Genomic DNA, 20,513 nt, shown 5'->3' on the forward strand with positions numbered 1-20,513 from the left:
TGCCACGATGGGCGCATGAGCACCGGCAGCCTCACCTCCACCGACCTCGACGAGCAGGACGCCGCCTCGGTCGCTGCATCGGCGGACGCCCGCGACGCGACCCCGGACGAGACCGGCGCCGAGGCCGCGACCGAGGCGGCCGAGGTCAGCTCGTTCACGAGCACCGTGCCCAACCGGCGGATCCCGGCCCGGGCCCCCAACGGACGGTTCGTCGGCGCCGGCGCGCAGGGCGACGACGGGGACGACCTGCCGGCCGACCGCTACCTCGAGCGCGAGCTGTCCTGGCTGCAGTTCAACGAGCGGGTCCTCCAGCTCGCCATGGACCCCGCCGTGCCCCTCCTCGAGCGCACCCGCTTCCTCGCGATCTTCGCCAACAACCTCGACGAGTACTTCATGGTGCGGGTGGCCGGTCTCAAGCGACGCATCGCCACCGGGCTCGCCGTGCGCACCGCCGCCGGCCTCGAGCCGCGCGAGCTCATCGAGCGCATCGCCCGGCTCGCGCACGAGCTGATGCAGCAGCACGCCGGGGTCTTCCAGCACGACGTGCGCCCCTCCCTCGAGGAGCAGGGCATCACCATCGTGCGCTGGGACGACCTCGACGAGGACGACCGCGAGCCCCTCCACTACTTCTTCGCCGAGCGGGTCTTCCCCGTGCTCACCCCGCTGGCCGTCGACCCGGCGCACCCGTTCCCCTACATCTCCGGCCTGTCGCTCAACCTCGCCGTCCTGCTCCAGAACCCCAAGACGGGCAGCGAGCACTTCGCCCGCGTCAAGGTGCCGCCGAGCCTCCCGCGCTTCATCCTCGTCGAGGAGGACCTCGACGCGGACGTGGTGCGCAAGCGCTTCGTGCCGCTCGAGGACGTCATCGCGAGCCACCTCGACCAGCTCTTCCCCGGGATGCTCGTGCAGGAGCACTTCAGCTTCCGCGTCACCCGCAACGAGGACCTCGAGGTCGAGGAGGACGACGCCGAGAACCTCCTCACCGCGCTCGAGAAGGAGCTGACGCGCCGCCGGTTCGGCCCGCCCATCCGGCTCGAGGTCGAGGACGACATCGACCCCAAGGTCCTCGACATGCTCGCCCGTGAGCTGCAGATCAGCGACCGCGAGATCTACCGCCTGCCGACCCCGCTCGACCTGCGCGGCCTGTTCACCATCGCCGACGTCGACCGCAGCGATCTCGAGTTCCCGAAGTTCTTCCCGCGCACCCACCCGGACTTCGCGCCGACCGAGAGCGCGAAGGCCATCGACCTGCTCACGGCCGTGCGCCAGAAGGACGTGCTCGTCCAGCACCCGTACAACTCGTTCTCGACGTCGGTCCAGGCCTTCATCGAGCAGGCCGCGAACGACCCGAAGGTCCTCGCGATCAAGCAGACGCTCTACCGCACCTCGGGTGACTCACCGATCATCGACGCCCTCATCGACGCGGCCGAGGCCGGCAAGCAGGTCCTTGCCGTCGTCGAGATCAAGGCCCGCTTCGACGAGGTCAACAACATCTCGTGGGCCCGCCAGCTCGAGCAGGCCGGTGTCCACGTCGTCTACGGCGTCGTCGGCCTCAAGACCCACGCCAAGCTGTGCCTCGTCGTGCGCCAGGAGTCCGAGGGGCTCGTGCGCTACTGCCACATCGGCACCGGCAACTACAACCCGAAGACGGCTCGCGTCTACGAGGACTTCGGCCTCTTCACCACCGACCCGCAGGTCGGGGAGGACCTCTCACGCCTCTTCAACCTCCTGTCCGGCTTCGCTCCCCGGAGCAAGTTCAAGCGCCTCCTCGTGGCCCCGAGGTCGGTGCGCTCCGGCCTCATCGACCTCGTCGACGAGGAGATCGACCTGCACGAGTCGCGCCGCGACGGCGCGCCGAGCGGCCGGATCGTCATCAAGGCCAACTCGATCGTCGACGAGGCGCTCATCGACGCGCTCTACCGCGCGAGCATCGCCGGCGTCCGCGTCGACATCTGGGTGCGCGGCATCTGCGCGCTCCGACCCGGCGTCGAGGGCCTGTCCGAGAACATCCGGGTCCGCTCGATCCTCGGCCGCTTCCTCGAGCACTCGCGCGTCTTCTGGTTCGACCACGGCGGAGACCCGCAGGTCTACATCGGCAGCGCCGACATGATGCACCGCAACCTCGACCGCCGGGTCGAGGCACTGGTGCGCATCATCGAGCCCGGTCACATCGTCGAGCTCGCCGACCTCATCGACCTCGCGTTCGCCGAGACGACGTCGCGCTGGGACCTCGGCTCCGACGGCCGTTGGGTGCGCCACCACCTGTCCGAGTCGGGAGAGCCCCTCGACGACCTGCAGGAGAGGCTCATCGAGCGCCACGACAAGCGCCGCCGCAAGGCCCGCCGCCGCTGACCGGAGACCCCGGGGCGGACTCCGCCGACCGGCACACGGGCGGGTTGGGCCGGTCGGGGCGCCCCACGGCGCCGCATCGGGCAGACTGGCGCGCGTGGCCTCAGTGATCCCCGCCGCCGGCACGCTGCCCTGGCGGCGTCGCGACGGACGTCTCGAGGTAGCCCTCGTGCACCGGCCGAAGTACGACGACTGGTCCTGGGCCAAGGGCAAGCTCGACCCCGGTGAGCACCCCTGCGTCGCCGCTGCTCGCGAGACCCTCGAGGAGACCGGCCTCGTCGTGCGCCTCGGGGTGCCCCTGCCGCCGGCCGAGTACCCCGTGCTCGACTCCACGGGCGGTCCGGCCACGAAGCAGGTGCACTACTGGTCGGCGCGCGTGACGGGCGGCACCGGCGTGCTCGAGCACGAGATCGACGAGGTCGCGTGGGTCGACGTCCGCACCGCGCACGACCGCCTCCACTACGCCCGCGACCGCGAGCAGCTGCTCGCCCTCGTGCGCGCCGAGCGGGCCGACGAGCTGCGCACGTGGCCGCTCGCGTTCGTGCGGCACGCCAAGGCCACGCCGCGGGGCAAGTGGGAGGGCGACGACCGGCGCCGTCCGCTCGATGCCGTGGGGCGGGCCCAGGCGGCCACCGTCGCCGCCGTGCTCGGCGCCTACGGTGTCACGCGCGTCGTCTCCTCCTCCTCGGCCCGCTGCGTCTCGACCGTCGAGCCGTATGCCGCCGGGCGCGGGCTGCGCCTGCGCACCCGTGACGTGCTGTCGGAGGAGGGCTTCGCGCAGAGCCACACCGGGGCCGTGACCCAGGTGCAGCGGCTGCTCGAGCGCGGCGACCCGGCCGCGCTCTGCAGCCACGGGCCCGTGCTCCCCACGCTGCTCGGCCTGCTCCACACCCGGGTCGCGCCCTCGCCGGAGCGCGTGGGCGTCGCGGAGCTGCTGCACGCAGCGGCGGACGAGTCCATGCACAAGGGCGAGGTGCTCGTCTGCCACCTCGTCGGCCGGGGCGAGGACGCGCGCGTCGTCGACGTCGAGCGCATCGACACCTGAGGCGCTGCCGCGCCTTCGCCCGAGCGCCTCGGCGGCCCCCGTGGGGGCTGCCGAATCCTCCATCGTCGGTCGGTCAGGGCCGGGTCGCATCCCGAGCGGGCACCCCACCCCAAGACGTCGCCCCTCGTTCACCCTGCGTTAACCGCACGTGGACGACTCGTCATCCGGCGCACCTATGTTCGCCGTGGATCAACGTCCAGCAACGTCGCTCGGATCTGACCGAACGACCATCAGGTACACCCCATCGAGAGGGATCACACCCGTGTCTGTTTCGCGTATCAGCGCTCTCGGCGCCATCGCCCTGTCCGGCGCTCTTGCGCTCTCGGCCTGCGCGTCCGAGAACAACGGCGCCGCTCCCGGTGCCGGCTCGACCGCTGCCGGCTCCACGGCCGCCGGAGACTGCTTCAGCGGTGACCTCAAGGCAGAGGGCTCCTCGGCCCAGAAGAACGCCATCGACGAGGCCATCTCGGCCTACCAGACGGCTTGCGCCGACGCCAACATCGACTACCAGCCCACCGGGTCCGGTGCCGGTATCAAGCAGTTCATCGCCAAGCAGGTCGACTTCGCCGGCTCCGACTCGGCCCTCAAGACCGAGCCCAAGGACGGCAAGATCGAGGCCGACGACGCCAAGGCGTCCTGCGGCACCGAGGCCTGGAACCTGCCCATGGTGACCGGACCCATCGCGATCGCCTACAACGTCAAGGGCGTCGACAAGCTCGTGCTCGACGCCGAGGTGGCCGCCAAGATCTTCGACGGCAAGATCACGACGTGGAACGACCCGGCCATCGCCGCGCTCAACAAGGGCGTCACGCTTCCCGCCACGCCGATCAAGGTCTTCTTCCGCTCCGACGAGTCGGGCACGACTGAGAACTTCACGAAGTACCTCAAGGCCGCCGCGCCCGACGCCTGGTCCTACGAGACCGGCAAGAAGTGGACCGGCAAGGGCGAGGGCAAGGAGAAGTCGGCCGGTGTCGCCACGGCGACGAAGGGCCAGGACGGCGGCATCACGTACGTCGAGCTCTCCTACGCGCAGCAGAACCAGCTCCCCATGGCCCAGATCGACACGGGCTCCGGCCCCGTCGAGCTGACCGCCGAGTCGGCCGGCAAGACGATCGCCACGGCCAAGCAGACCGGCACCGGCAACGACCTCGCGCTCAAGATCGACTACGCCACCAAGGAGGCCGGGGCCTACCCGATCGTCCTCGTGACCTACGAGATCGTCTGCTCGAAGTACGCCGACGCCGAGACGGGCAAGAAGGTCAAGAGCTTCCTCAAGACCTTCGCCTCGGACGAGGTCCAGAAGGGCCTCGAGGCCCAGGGCTACGCCCCGCTGCCGGCCGAGGTCGCGACCAAGGTCCAGGCCGCGGTCGACGCGATCTCCTGAACCGCCTGACCCGGCCGGAGCGATCCGGCAGGGTCGTCCACGCAGGGGTGGGCGCCGCACTCGGCGCCCGCCCCTGTACCAGTACCACGCAATCGAAGGAAGAGGCCTCCACGTGTCGACAGTGACGGGTGTGTCCACTTCGGACCAGACTCCCGGGCCCGACGGGCGCCGGCCCCTGCAGGCGGACAAGGCATCCACCGGTCGCATCGGCGACCGGGTCTTCGGCGGCGCCGCCACCCTCTCCGGCGTCCTGGTCATCGTGCTCGTGACCCTCATCGCGATCTTCCTCATCGTCCAGGCCGTGCCTGCGCTGATGGACAACTCGGCGAACTTCTTCACGAGCCGCGTCTGGGCGCCCGGCGGTGAGCAGCCTGCCTTCGGCATCCTCGAGTTCCTCTGGACGACGGTGACCGCGTCGACCATCGCCATGCTGCTCTCGGTGCCGGTCGGCGTCGCGGTCGCGCTGTTCCTCACGCAGTACGCGCCGGCGTGGATGCGTCGGCCCGCGGCGGGTCTCGTCGACCTCCTCGCGGCAGTCCCCTCGATCGTCTACGGCCTCTGGGGCCTGATCGCCTTCGCGCCGGTCTTCAAGCCGGTGCAGTCCTTCATCGAGGACAAGCTCGGCTGGTTCCCGCTCTTCGCCCCCACCGGCATCAGCGGAGGGACCATCTGCTTCATCGGCGTGGTCCTCGCGATCATGGTGCTGCCGATCGTCACCGCCCTCTCGCGTGAGGTCTTCGACCAGACGCCGACCGCACACAAGGAGGGGGCCCTCGCCCTCGGTGCGACCCAGTGGGAGATGATCCGCACCGCGGTCCTGCCCTTCGGCCGCCCCGGCGTCATCTCCGCCTCGATGCTCGCACTGGGCCGCGCACTCGGCGAGACGATCGCCGTCACCTTCCTCGTGTCGGCCCTCGCCGACGGGAACCCGTGGTCGTGGTCGCTCTTCAACGGCGGCGAGACCTTCGCGTCGAAGATCGCGAACAACGCCTCGGAGTTCAGCAACCCGAACAAGACCGGCGCCTACATCGCCGCCGGACTCGTCCTCTTCGTGCTGACCTTCGTCGTCAACAGCATCGCTCGCGTGGTCATCGAGCGCAGGAAGGCCTTCACCGAATGAGCACCGCCACCGACCGCCGCGTCCCCGACGACCAGGTCGTGCCGGGGGACACCTCGACGCCGCCCGGTGGGCGCTCGGGGCGCGACGCGCTGTCCGAGATGAGCCACCCCCACCGGGCGCGCGCGCTCAAGGACGTCGTGGCCCGGGTCGTCATGTGGGCCGCCTTCGCCCTCGCGATGGTGCCGCTCGTGTGGATCCTCGGCACGGTCGTCGCCAAGGGCTTCCACATGCTCACGACGGCGACGTGGTGGACCGGCAACCAGCGCAACGTCAACTCCGACGACTTCGGCGGCGGCGCCCGCCACGCCATCGAGGGCACCCTCCAGATGGTCGGGTTCACCGCCCTCATCGCGGTGCCCATCGGCATCCTCACCGCCGTCTACCTCGTCGAGTACGGCCGCGGTCGCCTCGCCCGGGCGATCAGCTTCACCGTCGACATCCTCTCGGGTGTCCCGTCGATCGTCGCGGCGCTCTTCATCTACGCCGTGTGGGTGACCGCCTTCGGCTTCAGCCGCTCGGGGTTCGCGGCGGCCCTCGCCCTCGTGCTGCTCATGATCCCGGTGATCGTGCGGTCGACCGAGGAGATGCTCAAGCTCGTGCCCAACGAGCTGCGCGAGGCCTCCTACGCCCTCGGTGTGCCCAAGTGGGCGACCGTGGTCAAGATCGTGCTGCGCACGGCGTTCTCGGGCATCGTCACCGGTGTGCTCCTCGGCATCGCCCGCGTCATGGGTGAGACGGCGCCGCTGCTGATCCTCGCCCCGTACACGAAGAACTTCCAGCGGGACCTGTTCAACGGCAACTTCCCGACCCTCCCCATGATGATCAACCAGGACCGAGGGGACTTCGCGCTCGCCACCGCGGCCGAGCGCATGTGGGGCGCAGCGCTCACGCTGATCCTGCTCGTGCTCCTCCTCAACGTCATCGGCCGCGTCATTGCGCACTTCGGCGCCGTCAAGAAGTAAGAGAAAGCGAACCTGAACGATGGCAAAGCGAATCGACGTCAGCGACCTCAACGTCTACTACGGCTCCTTCAAGGCCGTGGAGGGTGTGACGATGACGGTCGAGCCCCGGTCCGTCACGGCCTTCATCGGCCCGTCCGGCTGCGGCAAGTCGACCTTCCTACGCACCCTCAACCGGATGCACGAGGTGATCCCCGGCGGCCGCGTCGAGGGGAAGGTCATGCTCGACGACCAGGACCTCTACGCCAGCTCGATGGACCCCGTGACGGTGCGGCGGACCGTCGGCATGGTCTTCCAGCGGCCCAACCCCTTCCCGACGATGTCGATCTACGACAACGTCGCGGCGGGCCTGCGGCTCAACGGCGTCAAGAACAAGAAGACCCTCGACGGCATCGTCGAGCAGTCGCTCAAGGGCGCGAACCTCTGGACGGAGGTCAAGGACCGCCTGAGCAAGCCGGGCGCCGGCCTCTCCGGTGGCCAGCAGCAGCGCCTCTGCATCGCCCGGGCCATCGCGGTCCAGCCGCAGGTGCTCCTCATGGACGAGCCGTGCTCGGCCCTCGACCCGATCTCGACGCTCGCCATCGAGGACCTCGTCAACGAGCTCAAGAACGACTTCACCATCGTCATCGTCACGCACAACATGCAGCAGGCGGCGCGCGTGTCCGACCGCACGGCCTTCTTCAACCTCAAGGCGACCGGTGAGCCGGGGCGCCTCGTCGAGATCGACGACACGACGCGGATCTTCAACAACCCGACCGAGCAGGCCACCGAGGACTACATCTCGGGCCGCTTCGGCTGAGCCGCCGGACCCCGGGGCGAAACCCGGGACCACGAAAGCGACCACCCGACCGTCGAGGTCGGGTGGTCGCTTTCGTGTGCCGTGCGCCGCGGGCGCCGGTCAGCGGAAGATCGCGCTGGCGTACCAGGCGAGGACGGCCACGAGGCCTGCGCCGGGGAAGGTGAAGACCCACGCCCCGACGATGTTGCCGGCGACGCTCCACCGCACGGCCGAGAGGCGCTTGGTCGCGCCGACACCCATGATCGCCGAGGTGATCGTGTGCGTCGTCGAGATCGGGGCACCGAAGGCCAGGCCGGCGACGTAGAGGATCGAGGCCGCCGTGGTCTCGGCCGCGAAGCCCTGCGGCGGGGTGAGGTCGATGATGCGCCGACCCAGCGTGCGCATGATGCGCCACCCACCGGCATACGTGCCGAGGGAGATGACGACGGCCGACAGGAGCAGGACCCAGATCGGGATGGTGTCGCTGTCGTGGTGGCCCGAGATGTTGAGGGCGAGCACGACGACACCGGCCGTCTTGGCCGCGTCCTGGAGGCCGTGGCCGAAGGCCATGGCGGCCGCCGACGCGGTCTGCGCCCAGCGGAAGCCACGGGTGACGCGGCCCGGGTTGGCGTTGCGGAAGATCCAGAAGATCGCCGTCATGACGAGGTAGCCGAGGGCGAGGCCGATGATCGGCGAGGCGATCATCGGGATGATGACCTTCTCCCAGATGACGTCCCACTTCACGGCGACGCCGGCGACGAGCGCGGCACCTGCGAGCCCGCCGATGAGGGCGTGCGAGGACGACGAGGGAAGTCCGAACCACCACGTCAGCAGGTTCCAGCCGATGGCCCCGATCAGCGCCGCTGCGACGAGCCAGAGCCCGTCGACGCCCTGCGGCTGCTCGATGATTCCGGAGCCGATCGTCTTGGCCACCTTCGAGCCGAAGAAGGCGCCGAAGAGGTTGGCGATGGCCGCCATGCCGAGCGCCACGCGGGGCGTCAGGGCCCGGGTCGAGACCGAGGTCGCGATCGCGTTGGCGGCGTCGTGGAAGCCGTTGGTGTAGTTGAAGCCCATGGCCAGCGCGATGACCGCACCGACCCCGAGGACGGGGATCGTGGTGTCCATCAGCGGGTCAGGACTCCTTGACCGCGATGCCCTCGACCACGTGGGCGACCTTCTCGAACGCGTCGGCGGCGTTCTCGAAGCCGTCGACGATGGCCTTGACCTTGATCACGTTGACCGGGTCGGGCGAGTTGTTGAAGAGCGCGGCCACCATCTTGCGGTGGAGGGAGTCGGCCTGGTTCTCGAGACGGTTGATCTCGATCCAGTAGCTCTTGAGGTCCTTCATCGAGCGCAGTCGCGGCATCGCCTCGGCCGTCACCTCGGCCATGCGGGCGAGGATCTCGAACTGCTCGGCGAGACCCTCGGGGATCTCACCCATGCGGTAGAGCACGATGAGGTCGGCGGTCTCCTCGATGTAGTCCATGCAGTCGTCGAGGGACGCGGCGAGGTTGTGGATGTCCTCGCGGTCGAAGGGCGTGATGAACGAGCTGTTGACCTTGTTGATGAGCTCGTGCGTCGCGTCGTCGGCTGCGTGCTCGAGGTCCTTGAGCCGGTCAGCCACCGCCTGCCGCTTCGAGGGCTCGACCTCGAGGAACCGGGTCAGCTCCCGGGTGGCCTCGACGAGGAGTTGGGCGGAGGAGGTGAAGAGGGAGAAAAAGCTCGTGTCCTGGGGTGTGAGGCGAAAACCCACGGGGGCGCTCCGGTCGATCGAGGTCTGGTCCGGGAAGATGCTACGGCGTAGGAGTCACTCCGGCGCAACCCGGCGTCTGTCCGGCGTTCACACGGGACCGGCAGGACCGCTCCGCGCGACCACGTCCACGCACGCACAGGTACGCCGCAGCACCCGATCGTGCCTGCGGACGGAACGGGTCACTCCCCCGGCGCCGAGGGCGCCGACGCGTCTGCCGGGCTGCCGGGGATGCCGAGCAGCTCGTCGACCTCATCGGGCGTGAAGTGACGCGGGCTGGAGGACGCCGCCACCACGAGGTCGCTCACCAGCTCGATCTCGTCGGCGAGCGCGACATCGAGCAGGTCACCGGACCGCTCCTCCTCGGGCGTCATGGGACCAATCTAGGTGCCCGTCAGGTGGTGGGTGGGGGGAAGGCCCAAACGAGATCGGGTGTGGCCCGTGATACGGGCTGCGCCGCGATGCCGGCCCGCGAGGCTGCGTCGGGTCGGGAGCGCCTCTCGGCACAGGGCCGCTCGTAGCGGCTGAATTTGGGACCCGGGGCTACCACGACCCGACGCGCGTCAAGGATAAAGCCGGCCGAACGGATCACCAAAGATGCTCCGGCGCAAGACCCGAGCGCCACGAGACCCGCGAGGACGGCTTCGGCGGGGACACCGGTCAGTCGAGGGCGTCGGCACGCCACAGGCGCGCGCAGACGGTGAGGTCCTCGGCCATGACGAGGACGTTGGCCGCCTGCTCGGCGGACTCGTCGCCCGACGAGATGTCGGCCCGGCCGGCGGAGACGACGCGGCAGAACGCGGAGGCCCGCTCGAGGGCGACGGCGAGGTCGCCCTCGAAGACGCCGCGCAGCACCTCGTCGATGACCCGCCCCATCTCCTGGGGTCCGGGCGGCTCGGCCGCCCCGGCCACGGCGTGGTTGGGGCCGGTGAACCGGATGCCGGCGGCATACTCCCGGCTCGCCTCGTCGGGCGCCCGCTGCACCCACTCCCGGAGCACGTAGAGGCGCCACAGGGCGCCCGGGAGGGACCGGGCCGGGCGCTGGGACCACAGCTCGGCGAGCGTCGACAGGCCGATGTCGTCGACGAGCGCGACGAGCTTCCGGGTCACGGCCGGGTCGGAGGCCGCGCGTCCGGCGTGGACGAGCGCGAGGGCCGTCTCGTGGGCGACGTGGATCTGCTCCGTGGGGTCGTAGGCAGGACCGTGCGCCTCGAGGGCCGCCTCGCTGAAGAAGGCGGGCCGCCTGTGGGCGCGGTGGTCGCTCTCGCTCATCCCAGCAGGCTAACCCTCGGCGCCCACGCCGCCGGTCTGGCACGCTGCGCTCGTGAGCTCCCTCATGCCCCGCCTCGACCGCGTCACCCGCACGTTCTGGCGCACCACCGGACGGCCCGTCGACCTGGCCGGCGCCCACGCGTGGCTGGACGCGCCGGTGCACGACGGCGCCGTCGTCGGCGACGCCTGGCTGGCGAGCGCCGCGACACGTTGGGGCGGCGAGGTGCGCGAGGACGTCGACGGTGCAGGTCTGCTCCCCGACCTCGAGGTGCTCGACGGTCCGGGCTTCCGCGCCGCGGCCCTGCACCCCGACGTCCGCGACTTCTACGAGCACACGTCGCACTGGCGGATGGAGGTGTGGACGCAGTGGACGGCCGCCTTCCAGCCCGGGGGCGAGCTCGTGTCGCGCTTCTTCGGTCGACGGGTGCAGCAGCTGGCGCTGCCGATGCGGCCCCTCGACGTCGCCCACGGCATGGACAGCCGGGTCGCCGTCATCTCCGACGACACCGGCCGGCAGCGGGCCGCCGGGTGGATCCGCTCGCTGCGCTCGACCGGCGAGTACGTATACAGCGGCTGCTACGCGACCCGGCTGCTGCCGGGTGCGGACCGACCGAGCGTCCACGTGACCTTCCCCCTCGAGGCGGGCAACGTCCAGGTGTTCCTGCGCCCCACGGTGCTGCCGGACGGGTCGCTGCAGCTCGACTCGCCCGCGGGAGCGTTCGGCGGCGACGGGGCGTACGTCGTCGTGACGGACGACCACCGGGCCCACGCAGCCCACGCGGCCCGCGCTCCCGTCCACGAGCGCTTCCGGGTCTACGTCGACGGCGAGGGGGTCCTGCGCACCGACCACGAGCTGCGGATGTGGTCGGCCACCGCAGTTCGCCTGCACTACAAGCTGACCCGCGTCAGCTGACGCGGTCACGCAAGGGGTGGGCCGTCCGCCCGGCCCACGAGGACGACGTGGAGCGTGCGGGGACCGTGGACGCCCTCGACGCGACTCAGCTCGATGTCACTCGTCGCCGACGGGCCGCTGATCCACGTCGTCGGGCGGGACGGGTCGAGGCGTCGCACGGCCGCCGGGACGTCGTCCACGACCTGGTCGGCCCGGACGACGCAGACGTGGACGTCGGGCACGAGAGTCAGCACCCGCCGTCCCTCCCCCGGCCCGTGCGAGAGCACGATCGTCCCGGTCGTCGCGACGGCGACCGTCGCCGTCGTGACCACGGCCGTCGTCGCGTCGAGGTCCGCCGCGGAGAGGGCGTCGTCGGGAAGGGCGCCGGCGACGGCATACGGCATCCCGTCGGGGACGACGACGGTGGCGCCCTCGGGCAGGGCCGCGGCGATGGCGGCGTCGACGCCGTCCGGGCCGCACCGCACGACGGTGGCGCGATAGTCCGCCACCCGCTCGGCGAAGAGGTCGACGTCACCGTCGCGCTCGGGCCGGTCGAGGGCAGGGACCTCGACGGGTCGCCGCGAGGACGCCACGGCGTCGCGCACCGCTGCGAGGATCTCGTCGCGCGCGCTCACCGGGTGCCCCCGTCGGTCCGCTTCCACCAGGCGCGGAAGGACTCCGCCGGCGGCGCAGGCAGGTCGCGTGCGTCGGTCCAGGCCGCCCCGGGCCCGGGCAGTCGACCGAGGAGCCGCCGGCCACCGGCACGCCTGTCGCGACGGGCGATTCGCGACATCGCGTCGAGGGCCCGGCCGGCGAGACCCGACGCGCGCTCGGCTGCGGCGAGACGCCCGCCCGACGCGAAGGTCGCGGCGGCCGCGCGCATGGCGAGCTCCTCCGGCTTGGGCACGCCGGAGCGGTGGGCGTCGACGACCTGGGCGCGCAGGTCGACGAGGACGCTCGGGATGTCGATGCGCACGGGACAGGCCTCGAAGCACGCGCCGCACAGCGACGACGCGTACGGCAGGGAGTCGGTCTGCTCGTCGTGGCCGACGCCCTTGAGGAGCGGGTTGAGGATGGCGCCGATGGGCCCGGGATAGACGGAGCCGTAGGCGTGGCCGCCCGTGCGCTCGTAGACCGGGCACACGTTGAGGCACGCGGAGCAGCGGATGCAGCGCAGGGCTTGGCGGCCGACCTCGTCGGCGAGCGCGCGCGTGCGGCCGTTGTCGAGGAGGACGACGTGCACCTCCTGCGGGCCGTCGCCGGGCGTCACGCCCGACCACGTCGAGGTGTAGGGGTTCATCCGCTCCCCCGTCGACGAGCGCGGCAGCAGGGTGAGGAAGACGTCGAGATCGGTCCACGTGGGCACGACCTTCTCGATGCCGACGACCGACACGAGCACCTCGGGCAGGGTCAGGCACATGCGGCCGTTGCCCTCGGACTCGACGACGACGAGGGTGCCCGAGTCGGCGACGGCGAAGTTGGCGCCGCTGACCCCGACCTTGGCCCGGAGGAACTTCTCGCGCAGGTGGAGGCGGGCTGCCTCGGCCAGGCGGGCCGGGTCGTCGGTGAGGTCGGCCGGGGCAGGGCGCCCCACGCGCGCCATCTCGCGCTCGAAGATGGCGCGGATCTCGGCGCGGTTGCGGTGGATGGCGGGGACGAGGATGTGGCTCGGGAGGTCGTCGCCCAGCTGGACGATGAGCTCGGCGAGGTCGGTCTCCCACGCCGAGATCCCTTGCGCCGCAAGGTACTCGTTGAGCTCGACCTCCTGCGTGGCCATCGACTTGACCTTGACGACCTCGTCGACCCCATGGGCCCGGGCGACCTCGGCGACGACCTCGGAGGCCTCCTGCGCCGTGCGCGCCCAGTGCACGACGGCGCCGCGTGCCGTCAGCGACTCCTCGAGCCGGACGAGGTGCTCGTCGAGGTGGAGCAGGACGTCGTCCTTGATCGCGGCCGCCCGCAGGCGGAGCGCCTCCCAGTCGTCGACCTCGGCGACGACGGCCGCGCGCTTGGCTCGGATCGTCGTCGTCGCATGGGCGAGGTTGGCCCGCAGCTGGGTGTCGGCGAGGGCGGCGCGCGCGGCGGTGGGGAACGGCGGCATGCCCACGAAGGTGCGGCTCATCGGTGGCCTCCCGTCGCCGTCGCACCCTCCGTCGAGGCGAGCACCTCGGCGAGGTGCATGACGCGGACCCCGGCCCGCTGCCGCGTCAGCAGGCCGCCGACGTGCATGAGGCACGAGCTGTCGCCGGCGACGAGGACCTCGGCTCCGGTCTCGCGCACGTGCCGGGCCTTGTCGGCGCCCATCGCGACGGAGGTGTCGGCGTTCTTGAGCGCGAAGGTGCCGCCGAAGCCGCAGCACTCGTCGGCGCGCGGGAGGTCGACGAGCCGGAGGCCGCGGACCGCGCGCAGCAGGCGTTCGGGGCGGTCGCCGACGCCGAGCATCCGCAGCGAGTGGCACGTCGGGTGGTAGGTCACCGAGTGCGGGAAGGAGGCGCCGACGTCCTCGACGCCGAGGTCGTCGACGAGGAACTCGGACAGCTCGCGAACCCGCGGCGAGATCTCGGCGACGGCGGTCGCGAGGCCCTGGTCCCCGGAGCGGCGGGCGACGATCGAGTGCTGGTGCCGGGCCGATCCGGCGCACGACCCAGAAGGGGTCACGATTGCGTCGTAGCCCTCGAAGGCCCGCACGAAGGTGCGCACCACCGGCACGGCCTCGTCGAGGTAGCCCGTGTTGACCATCGGCTGGCCGCAGCAGGTCTGGGCCGCGGGGAACTCGACGTCGACGCCCAACCGGCGCAGCAACGTCACGACGGCCTTGCCGGCGTCCGGGAACATCGCGTCGCCGAGGCAGGTCACCATCAACGCCACACGCATACCGACACCCTCGCACAGCGCAGGTGGACGATGAGGTGAGTCGTCCACGCCTCCTCGGCGCGGACCCGGACGGTGGAGGCACGATGAGCGTCAAGGTCGAGCTGTCGGAGCTGGGCGAGGCGATGGGGCGGCACGACTACGCGTTCCTCGTGTGTCTGGGCGAGGAGCGGCCGCACGTGCTCGGCGTGCGACCTCGCCTCGTCGGCGACCGCCTGCTCGTCGACCGCATCGGCGCGACGGCGACCCGTCTGGTCGGCGAGCACGGCGGGGTCACGCTCGTCTTCCCACCGCGGGAGGCCGGTGGCCGTTCGCTGCTCGTCGACGGCACGGTCGCCGAGATCGGCGACGGTGAGCTCGTCGTGACGCCGGTGGGCGCGGTGCTGCACCGCCCGGCCTGAGCGACGCGCGGGGCCCATCCGAGGGGGCCGCCATGTACAGCCCTTGTGCAATGTTGAGACTTTGTCTAGGGTTCCCTCTGTCGGTCAAGAAAGTGCCGCCACCCACATCCCTGGATGGAGCAGACATGACCGACCCTTCGCGCGGTCCCCGCAAGGACGCCCGCACCCGTGAGCTCATCACCACCGTCCGCACCTCGGAGTCCGAGGCCGAGAAGGCGCAGGCACTCGAGACGGTGACCCGGCTGCACATGCCGCTGGCGCGCTCCCTCGCCCACCGCTACTCCGGCAAGGGCCTCGACCGCGACGACCTCGAGCAGGTCGCGTTCCTCGCTCTGCTCAAGGCGATCCAGCGTTTCGACCTCGCCCAGGAGACGGAGTTCGGGGCCTACGCGACGCCCACCATCACCGGTGAGCTGCGCCGCCACTTCCGCGACCACGGGTGGCTCGTCCGGCCGCCGCGCGGGCTGCAGGAGCGGCGCCAGCTCGTCACCGACGCCCGCACCCGCCTCGAGCAGACGCTGGGCCACGAGCCCACGCAGTCCGATCTCGCCACCGCGCTCGACCTGACCCTCGAGCAGGTCAAGGAGGCCCAGGTCGCGTCGACGAACCTTCGACCCGCCTCGCTCGACGCCACGACGACCGAGGGAGGCCGCCCGGTCCTCGACCTCGTTGACGCCCGCGCGGAGCACCACGCGGACCCGGCGCTCGACGACGGCATCGTCGTGCGGACGGCTCTCAAGCGACTGCCCCCGCGTGACCAGGAGATCGTCGAGCTGCGCTTCGGACACGACATGACGCAGGCCGAGATCGCCCAGACCATGGGCCTCAGCGCCATGCAGGTGAGCCGGCTGCTGCGGCGCGTGCTCGCCGACCTGCGCGGCCACCTCGAGTCGGCAGAGCTTCTCAGCGCCTGACGGCGCGACCCTCCGGCCCCCGGACCACGCGGCCCGCACCGCAGACGACGGCGACGCGGGCTGCGTCGTCGTCTGCGGGCCGACCGGGGAGCAGAGTCGGACGTCGACCGTCCGGAACCCCGCCTACGGTCGACCCATGAGCACCCAGGAGACGACCAGCCCCACCCCGTGGGAGCCACCGCTCGCGGGCACCGACGTCGAGCAGCTCGTCGGTTCGCTCGAGCGGATGCGCGCCACCTTCCGCTGGAAGGTCGACACCCTCGACAGCGCGGGGCTGGGGGCCCGCGTCGGGGCCTCGAGCCTCACCCTCGGCGGGCTCCTCAAGCACCTGGCGTCGTGCGAGGACCACACGTTCACGCACCGGCTGCGCGGCGAGCCGCTCGGTGCCCCGTGGGACGCGACGGGGTGGGACGGCAGCAACGACTGGGAGTTCGCGTCGGCGGCGCAGGACTCCCCGGAGACGCTCTACGACCTCTACGACGGCGCCGTGCAGCGATCACGGGTCCGACTCCGCGCGGTCCTCGAGCAGGGCGGTCTCGACCAGCCCGTCCACGCGTCGATGCCCGACGGGCGGCACGCGAACCTGCGCCGGCTCCTGTCCGACTTCGTCGAGGAGTACGGCCGCCACACCGGCCACGCCGACCTGCTGCGCGAGTCCGTCGACGGGCGCGTGGGTGAGGACCCGCCGGACGGATGGACACCGCAGTCGGGCCACTTCACCTTCGCGTGACGTCAGCCGGGCCGCCCAGCGAGCGACCCGGCATACGCCATCGCGGTGACGCCGACGGCGTCAGTGCTGGTAGGTGCCGTGGATGACGGCGCGGGCGAGCGTCTTGAACGCGAGGTTGAAGGACACGACGGCCGGCGACACCGAGTCGTCGACGCCCAGCGTCGGCTCGGAGACGGCGTGGACGACGAAGAAGTAGCGGTGCGGCATGTCACCCTCGGGCGGCGCGGCACCCATGAAGCCCGCCTCGCCGCCGTCGTTGCGCACGTGGAAAGCCTTGCCCGGCAAGGCCTTCGACGCAGCACCCGTGTCGAGGGACGTGACGTCGGCCGGCACGTCGACCAGCACCCAGTGCCAGAAGCCCGACGGGGTGGGGGCATCGGGGTCGAAGCACGTCACGACGTAGCTCTGCGTCCCCTCGGGGGCACCGCTCCACGACAGCTGCGGGGAGGTGTTGCCCTCGGCGGCCACCTGGTCGTCCTTCAGGGGTGCCCCGTCCGTCACGTCGGCGCTCGTCACCGTGAAGGACGGCACCTGCGGCAGCAGGTCGTAGGGATCGGGGGCGACCGGTCGGTCCAGGCTCATGCGGTCCTCCTGCTCAGTCGTTGACGTCTGCACCATACCCACCGACTCCGTGTGCCGTCCGGGCCGTGGGCACGTCCGCAGCCACTGACTGCCTCCGCCATCTCACCCCGCGCGGGTGACGCCCGGGCCGGGTGTCGTGCGCGGACAATCGGCCATGAGACGCATTCCTGCCCTGGCCAGCACGCTTGCCTCCCTGGTCGTGATCGCGGTCCTCGCTGCGTGCTCAGGCAGCGGGTCGATCACCCTGCCGACGACGCTGCCGAGCATCAGTCGCTCGGCCCTGCCGTCCGCGAGCGAACCGGCTGCCAGCGAACCGGCTGAGAGCGAACCGGCTGCCAGCGAACCGGCAGCGAGCGAACCGGCGACGAGCGAACCGGCGGTCACGCTCCCGGAGCTGCCGACCCGGACCGTCCCGACGGAGACGGAGACCGTCACGCAGACGGAGACCCGGACGGAGACCCGGACGCAGACGGAGACGAGGACCCAGACGGCGACGGTGACCCGGACCGAGACCGAGACGGCCACGGTGACCGAGACACCGTCCGAGAGCGAGTCCCCCACGCCGACTCCGACCTCGACCGAGGCCGTGCCGGCGGAGGCCACCTCGGGACAGGGGACGACGTGGTGGCCGTGGCTGCTGCTCCTGCTCATCCTGCTCGGCGCGCTCGCCTGGTTCCTGATCCGACGGCGCCAGGCACAGGCGGAGCTCCAGGCCTGGGACGACCGGCTGCTCGCCGCCGAGCGGGAGGCGTCCTGGGTCGAGGACTCGCTCACCACCCAGGTCCTGGAACGGCCGAGCGCCGCCGAGGCGCTGCCGATCTGGACAGCCGCCCAGCCGCGCCTGCTCGAGATCGACGAGGCCTTCCACGCCCTGGCGACCGAGGCGCCGGACGGGGCCCGCGCCGGGCGGGTCACCGACATCCGTGGTCTCCTCCGCGGGCTCGTCGAGGCCGTGGGCGCCGACCTCGCGACGACACCGACGGCCGACCCCGACCAGTTCCGGGCTCGTCGCGCCGTCATCGACTCGGCAAGGCGCGAGCTGCGGGCCACCCTCGGTCCCGTCGAGAGCCCGGCCGCCGCTCCGGGAGCGGACCAGCCGGACGCCGGCGCCTGACGGTCGGGCGGTCCTTTGCCGGCTGCACGAGCCGCGCGGCGTGGGGGTCCGCACGTTCGGCTCGATCCCTCGTTACGCTGAAGGTCACGAAACGTGACAAAGCAGACAGGGGTCCGGATGCGCGAGCAACGAGAAGCGCACAGCACCGGGGCGGTGCGACGCGGACCCGCGCACCGGACGACGTCCGAGCCCGCCTCGGCGCCCGCGGCCGCGGCCGGAGGCACCCCGGCGGCCGCGGCCGGAGGCACCCCGGCGTCCGCGGCCGAGCCCGTCCAGCCGGCTGCCTCCGGCTTCCCGGTCTTCGCCGTTCGCGAGTGGGCCGCCCGCCTCTACGAGCAGGAGCGGCTCGAGCGCGACGCCGTCTGGTGGCGCCAGGCGTGGCCCTTCGCGGTGGCGCTCGCGCTCGCCGCGGCGGCCGCTGCCGTCGCCTGGCGGTGGCCGGTCCGCGAGTCCGACCTCGCGCTCGGCGCGGCGGTCGTCCTGGCCGCCGCCGCCGTCGGCGTGACGGTCGGCGGCCTGCTCCGGGTGAGGGGGGTCCGAGCGCGGCGTGCCGCGGCCGCGGCCCGGCCGGCCACCGTCGAGAGCCTCCCCGCGAGCGCCCGCGCGGCCGTGCTCGACTCACCGCGCCTGCGCTTCCGTCGGCCCTCCGACGGCCCGGGTTTCGTGGCGCTGCGTGACGACGTGGCCGCCGCGGCACCCATGGGTGAGTTCGCGGCCTCCGTCCTCGTCTGGTCCCTCGTCATGCGCGGCCACGTCGACGGCACCCTCGAGGACTGGGTGCGCGGCCGCCACACCTGACTCGTGAGCCTGTCACCCGTCCCGGGCGGTCGCGCGGGCGATCGAGCGTCGCGGGTCGCGGGTTCGGCTGGGGTCGGGGGTTTCGGGCATACTGACGGCGGGTTCGAAGCGGTGCGGACGTGCCGAGTCGGACCACGGGCCTCTAGCTCAGTCGGTAGAGCATCGGACTTTTAATCCGCCGGTCGTCGGTTCGAGCCCGACGGGGCCCACGAGGATGACGCCACGGCACACCTCAGGCGTAGGCCTGCTCGTATGCCGTCCGCTCCGACCAGGAAGTCACGACCGTGAACGACGCGTTCGTCTACGACGCCGTCCGCACCCCGTTCGGCCGCTTCGGGGGTGCCCTCGCGGCGACCCGCCCCGATGACCTCGCGGCCCTCGTGGTGCGCGCCGTCGTCGACCGCTCCCCCGGCCTCGCCGCCGACGCGGGCCTGGTCGACGAGGTCGTCTTCGGCAACGCCAACGGCGCGGGCGAGGAGAACCGCAACGTCGCGCGGATGGCGACCCTGCTCGCGGGACTCCCGACGAGCATCCCGGGCACGACGGTCAACCGACTCTGCGGATCGAGCCTCGACGCGGCGATGATCGCCTCGCGGCAGATCGAGACGGGCGACGCCGACGTCGTGCTCGTCGGCGGCGTCGAGTCGATGACGCGCGCTCCCTGGGTCATGCCGAAGACCGAGATGCCTTATCCCGTAGGCAATCTCGAGCTCTCGTCGACGACGCTCGGCTGGCGGCTCGTCAACCCGAAGATGCCGTCGGAGTGGACGGTGTCGCTCGGTGAGGCCACGGAGCAGCTGCGCGAGCGGCACGGCGTGACCCGTGAGCGGCAGGACGCGTTCGCCGCGCGGTCGCACCGGCTCGCGGACGCCGCCTGGACGGAGGGCTTCTACGACGATCTCGTCGTGCCGGTCCCCGGTGTCGAGCTCGCCCGGGACGAGTCGATCCGCGCCGACACGACGGTCGAGCGCCTCGCCGGGCTGCGCACCTCGTTCCGCGCGGAGGGGGGCACGGTCACCGCCGGCAACGCCTCGCCGCTCAACGACGGCGCGTCGGCCGTCCTGCTCGGCGGCGCGAGCGCCCGGGAGCGCCTCGGGCTCGACCCGGTGGCGCGCATCGCCGGTCGCGGTGCTGGCGCGCTCGACCCGCAGCTCTTCGGCTTCGCGCCGGTCGAGGCCGCCGAGCGGGCTCTCGCCCGTGCCGGCATCACGTGGTCCGACGTGTCGGCCGTCGAGCTCAACGAGGCGTTCGCCGCACAGTCGGTCGCCTGCGTGGACGCGTGGGGCATCGACCCCGAGATCGTCAACCGGCACGGCGGGGCCATCGCCATCGGCCACCCCCTCGGCGCGTCCGGGGGTCGCATCCTCGGCACGCTCGCGCGTGACCTGCAGAGGTCCGGGGGACGATGGGGCGTCGCCTGCATCTGCATCGGCGTCGGCCAGGGACTCGCTGTCGTCCTCGAGAACGTCACCGCCTGACGGGTCCGCCGGCCCCGGCCGCACCGTCCAGCACGACCCGGCCACCCGGCATACGCCCCCGCAGCTCTACCTGCCG

At 71.8% G+C, this 20,513-nt stretch carries 22 protein-coding genes and 1 tRNA gene; 14 read left to right on the forward strand and 9 right to left on the reverse strand.

What is annotated here, in order from left to right; all coding sequences use genetic code 11:
- Nucleotides 1-15: 15 nt before the first annotated feature.
- The 6 genes from ACSSS0_RS06820 to pstB all read left to right on the forward strand — a co-directional run bounded on the left by ACSSS0_RS06820 (nucleotide 16) and on the right by pstB (nucleotide 7,656).
- Nucleotides 16-2,352 carry an RNA degradosome polyphosphate kinase gene (locus tag ACSSS0_RS06820; protein WP_435984738.1) on the forward strand — a complete coding sequence of 779 codons (2,337 nt, stop codon included), beginning with the start codon at nucleotides 16-18 and terminating at the stop codon, nucleotides 2,350-2,352.
- Nucleotides 2,353-2,446: 94 nt separating this feature from the next.
- A complete protein-coding gene (locus ACSSS0_RS06825; RefSeq protein WP_487230520.1) occupies nucleotides 2,447-3,394 on the forward strand; it encodes an NUDIX hydrolase in 948 nt (315 codons plus the stop codon).
- 262 nt (nucleotides 3,395-3,656) lie between these two features.
- Complete coding sequence (pstS, locus tag ACSSS0_RS06830) at nucleotides 3,657-4,778, forward strand: phosphate ABC transporter substrate-binding protein PstS (protein ID WP_487230521.1); 1,122 nt, start codon at nucleotides 3,657-3,659, stop codon at nucleotides 4,776-4,778.
- A 130-nt stretch (nucleotides 4,779-4,908) separates the two neighbouring features.
- A complete protein-coding gene (pstC, locus tag ACSSS0_RS06835; RefSeq protein WP_487230522.1) occupies nucleotides 4,909-5,898 on the forward strand; it encodes a phosphate ABC transporter permease subunit PstC in 990 nt (329 codons plus the stop codon).
- Nucleotides 5,895-6,860: a phosphate ABC transporter permease PstA gene (pstA, locus tag ACSSS0_RS06840; RefSeq protein ID WP_435984734.1), complete on the forward strand. Its 966-nt coding sequence runs from the start codon at nucleotides 5,895-5,897 to the stop codon at nucleotides 6,858-6,860. The genes pstC and pstA overlap by 4 nt, the downstream gene beginning before the upstream one ends.
- A 19-nt stretch (nucleotides 6,861-6,879) precedes the next feature.
- Entirely contained in the window at nucleotides 6,880-7,656 is a 777-nt protein-coding gene (gene pstB, locus ACSSS0_RS06845; protein WP_487230523.1) for a phosphate ABC transporter ATP-binding protein PstB, read from the forward strand.
- A gap of 99 nt (nucleotides 7,657-7,755) precedes the next feature.
- Here pstB and ACSSS0_RS06850 read toward each other — a convergent pair whose 3' ends face one another.
- The 4 genes from ACSSS0_RS06850 to ACSSS0_RS06865 form a co-directional block, all read right to left on the reverse strand.
- The gene (locus ACSSS0_RS06850) at nucleotides 7,756-8,760 is read right to left on the reverse strand and encodes an inorganic phosphate transporter (RefSeq protein WP_435984732.1); all 1,005 of its coding nucleotides are present in this window, start codon (nucleotides 8,758-8,760) and stop codon (nucleotides 7,756-7,758) included.
- Nucleotides 8,761-8,767: 7 nt separating this feature from the next.
- On the reverse strand, nucleotides 8,768-9,388 hold the full coding sequence (locus ACSSS0_RS06855; RefSeq protein WP_435984731.1) for a DUF47 domain-containing protein: 621 nt from the start codon (nucleotides 9,386-9,388) through the stop codon (nucleotides 8,768-8,770).
- A gap of 179 nt (nucleotides 9,389-9,567) precedes the next feature.
- Complete coding sequence (locus tag ACSSS0_RS06860) at nucleotides 9,568-9,759, reverse strand: hypothetical protein (protein WP_487230524.1); 192 nt, start codon at nucleotides 9,757-9,759, stop codon at nucleotides 9,568-9,570.
- Between the two features lie 286 nt (nucleotides 9,760-10,045).
- The gene (locus ACSSS0_RS06865) at nucleotides 10,046-10,657 is read right to left on the reverse strand and encodes a hypothetical protein (RefSeq protein ID WP_435984729.1); all 612 of its coding nucleotides are present in this window, start codon (nucleotides 10,655-10,657) and stop codon (nucleotides 10,046-10,048) included.
- 52 nt (nucleotides 10,658-10,709) lie between these two features.
- Between ACSSS0_RS06865 and ACSSS0_RS06870 the strand changes: the two genes are divergently transcribed.
- The gene (locus ACSSS0_RS06870; protein ID WP_487230525.1) at nucleotides 10,710-11,570 is read left to right on the forward strand and encodes a hypothetical protein; all 861 of its coding nucleotides are present in this window, start codon (nucleotides 10,710-10,712) and stop codon (nucleotides 11,568-11,570) included.
- Nucleotides 11,571-11,575: 5 nt separating this feature from the next.
- Here ACSSS0_RS06870 and ACSSS0_RS06875 read toward each other — a convergent pair whose 3' ends face one another.
- From ACSSS0_RS06875 to ACSSS0_RS06885, 3 genes are read right to left on the reverse strand one after another with little or no spacing between them, the layout of a single operon-like run.
- Nucleotides 11,576-12,184: a LutC/YkgG family protein gene (locus ACSSS0_RS06875; RefSeq protein WP_487230526.1), complete on the reverse strand. Its 609-nt coding sequence runs from the start codon at nucleotides 12,182-12,184 to the stop codon at nucleotides 11,576-11,578.
- Nucleotides 12,181-13,671: a lactate utilization protein B gene (locus tag ACSSS0_RS06880; protein WP_487230527.1), complete on the reverse strand. Its 1,491-nt coding sequence runs from the start codon at nucleotides 13,669-13,671 to the stop codon at nucleotides 12,181-12,183. Before ACSSS0_RS06880 ends, ACSSS0_RS06875 begins: the two co-directional genes overlap by 4 nt.
- Nucleotides 13,668-14,423: a (Fe-S)-binding protein gene (locus tag ACSSS0_RS06885; RefSeq protein ID WP_435984725.1), complete on the reverse strand. Its 756-nt coding sequence runs from the start codon at nucleotides 14,421-14,423 to the stop codon at nucleotides 13,668-13,670. The genes ACSSS0_RS06880 and ACSSS0_RS06885 overlap by 4 nt, the downstream gene beginning before the upstream one ends.
- A gap of 83 nt (nucleotides 14,424-14,506) precedes the next feature.
- Here ACSSS0_RS06885 and ACSSS0_RS06890 point away from each other — a divergent pair, with 83 nt between their 5' ends.
- From ACSSS0_RS06890 to ACSSS0_RS06900, 3 genes are all read left to right on the forward strand, one after another.
- Nucleotides 14,507-14,821 carry a hypothetical protein gene (locus tag ACSSS0_RS06890; protein ID WP_487230528.1) on the forward strand — a complete coding sequence of 105 codons (315 nt, stop codon included), beginning with the start codon at nucleotides 14,507-14,509 and terminating at the stop codon, nucleotides 14,819-14,821.
- Between the two features lie 125 nt (nucleotides 14,822-14,946).
- The gene (locus ACSSS0_RS06895; RefSeq protein ID WP_435984723.1) at nucleotides 14,947-15,735 is read left to right on the forward strand and encodes a sigma-70 family RNA polymerase sigma factor; all 789 of its coding nucleotides are present in this window, start codon (nucleotides 14,947-14,949) and stop codon (nucleotides 15,733-15,735) included.
- Nucleotides 15,736-15,871: 136 nt separating this feature from the next.
- Complete coding sequence (locus tag ACSSS0_RS06900; RefSeq protein WP_487230529.1) at nucleotides 15,872-16,465, forward strand: mycothiol transferase; 594 nt, start codon at nucleotides 15,872-15,874, stop codon at nucleotides 16,463-16,465.
- A gap of 60 nt (nucleotides 16,466-16,525) precedes the next feature.
- Here the strand turns inward: ACSSS0_RS06900 and ACSSS0_RS06905 are convergent, their stop codons facing one another.
- Together ACSSS0_RS06905 and ACSSS0_RS06910 are read right to left on the reverse strand one after the other, a co-directional pair.
- Nucleotides 16,526-17,047 (reverse strand): YbhB/YbcL family Raf kinase inhibitor-like protein, encoded by a 522-nt coding sequence (locus ACSSS0_RS06905; RefSeq protein WP_487230530.1) that lies wholly within the window; start codon nucleotides 17,045-17,047, stop codon nucleotides 16,526-16,528.
- Nucleotides 17,048-17,149: 102 nt separating this feature from the next.
- Nucleotides 17,150-17,572 (reverse strand): hypothetical protein, encoded by a 423-nt coding sequence (locus tag ACSSS0_RS06910; RefSeq protein WP_487230531.1) that lies wholly within the window; start codon nucleotides 17,570-17,572, stop codon nucleotides 17,150-17,152.
- A gap of 1 nt (nucleotide 17,573) precedes the next feature.
- On the opposite strand from ACSSS0_RS06910, the gene ACSSS0_RS06915 reads away from it, so the two are divergent.
- From ACSSS0_RS06915 to ACSSS0_RS06930, 4 genes are all read left to right on the forward strand, one after another.
- Complete coding sequence (locus tag ACSSS0_RS06915) at nucleotides 17,574-18,161, forward strand: LPXTG cell wall anchor domain-containing protein (protein WP_487230532.1); 588 nt, start codon at nucleotides 17,574-17,576, stop codon at nucleotides 18,159-18,161.
- Nucleotides 18,162-18,254: 93 nt separating this feature from the next.
- Nucleotides 18,255-18,959 carry a hypothetical protein gene (locus ACSSS0_RS06920; RefSeq protein ID WP_487231235.1) on the forward strand — a complete coding sequence of 235 codons (705 nt, stop codon included), beginning with the start codon at nucleotides 18,255-18,257 and terminating at the stop codon, nucleotides 18,957-18,959.
- A gap of 136 nt (nucleotides 18,960-19,095) precedes the next feature.
- A tRNA-Lys gene (locus ACSSS0_RS06925) sits at nucleotides 19,096-19,168 on the forward strand.
- Nucleotides 19,169-19,243: 75 nt separating this feature from the next.
- A complete protein-coding gene (locus tag ACSSS0_RS06930; RefSeq protein WP_487230533.1) occupies nucleotides 19,244-20,437 on the forward strand; it encodes a thiolase family protein in 1,194 nt (397 codons plus the stop codon).
- Nucleotides 20,438-20,513: the final 76 nt, after the last annotated feature.

Source organism: Terrabacter sp. R4-6 (genome assembly GCF_057529065.1).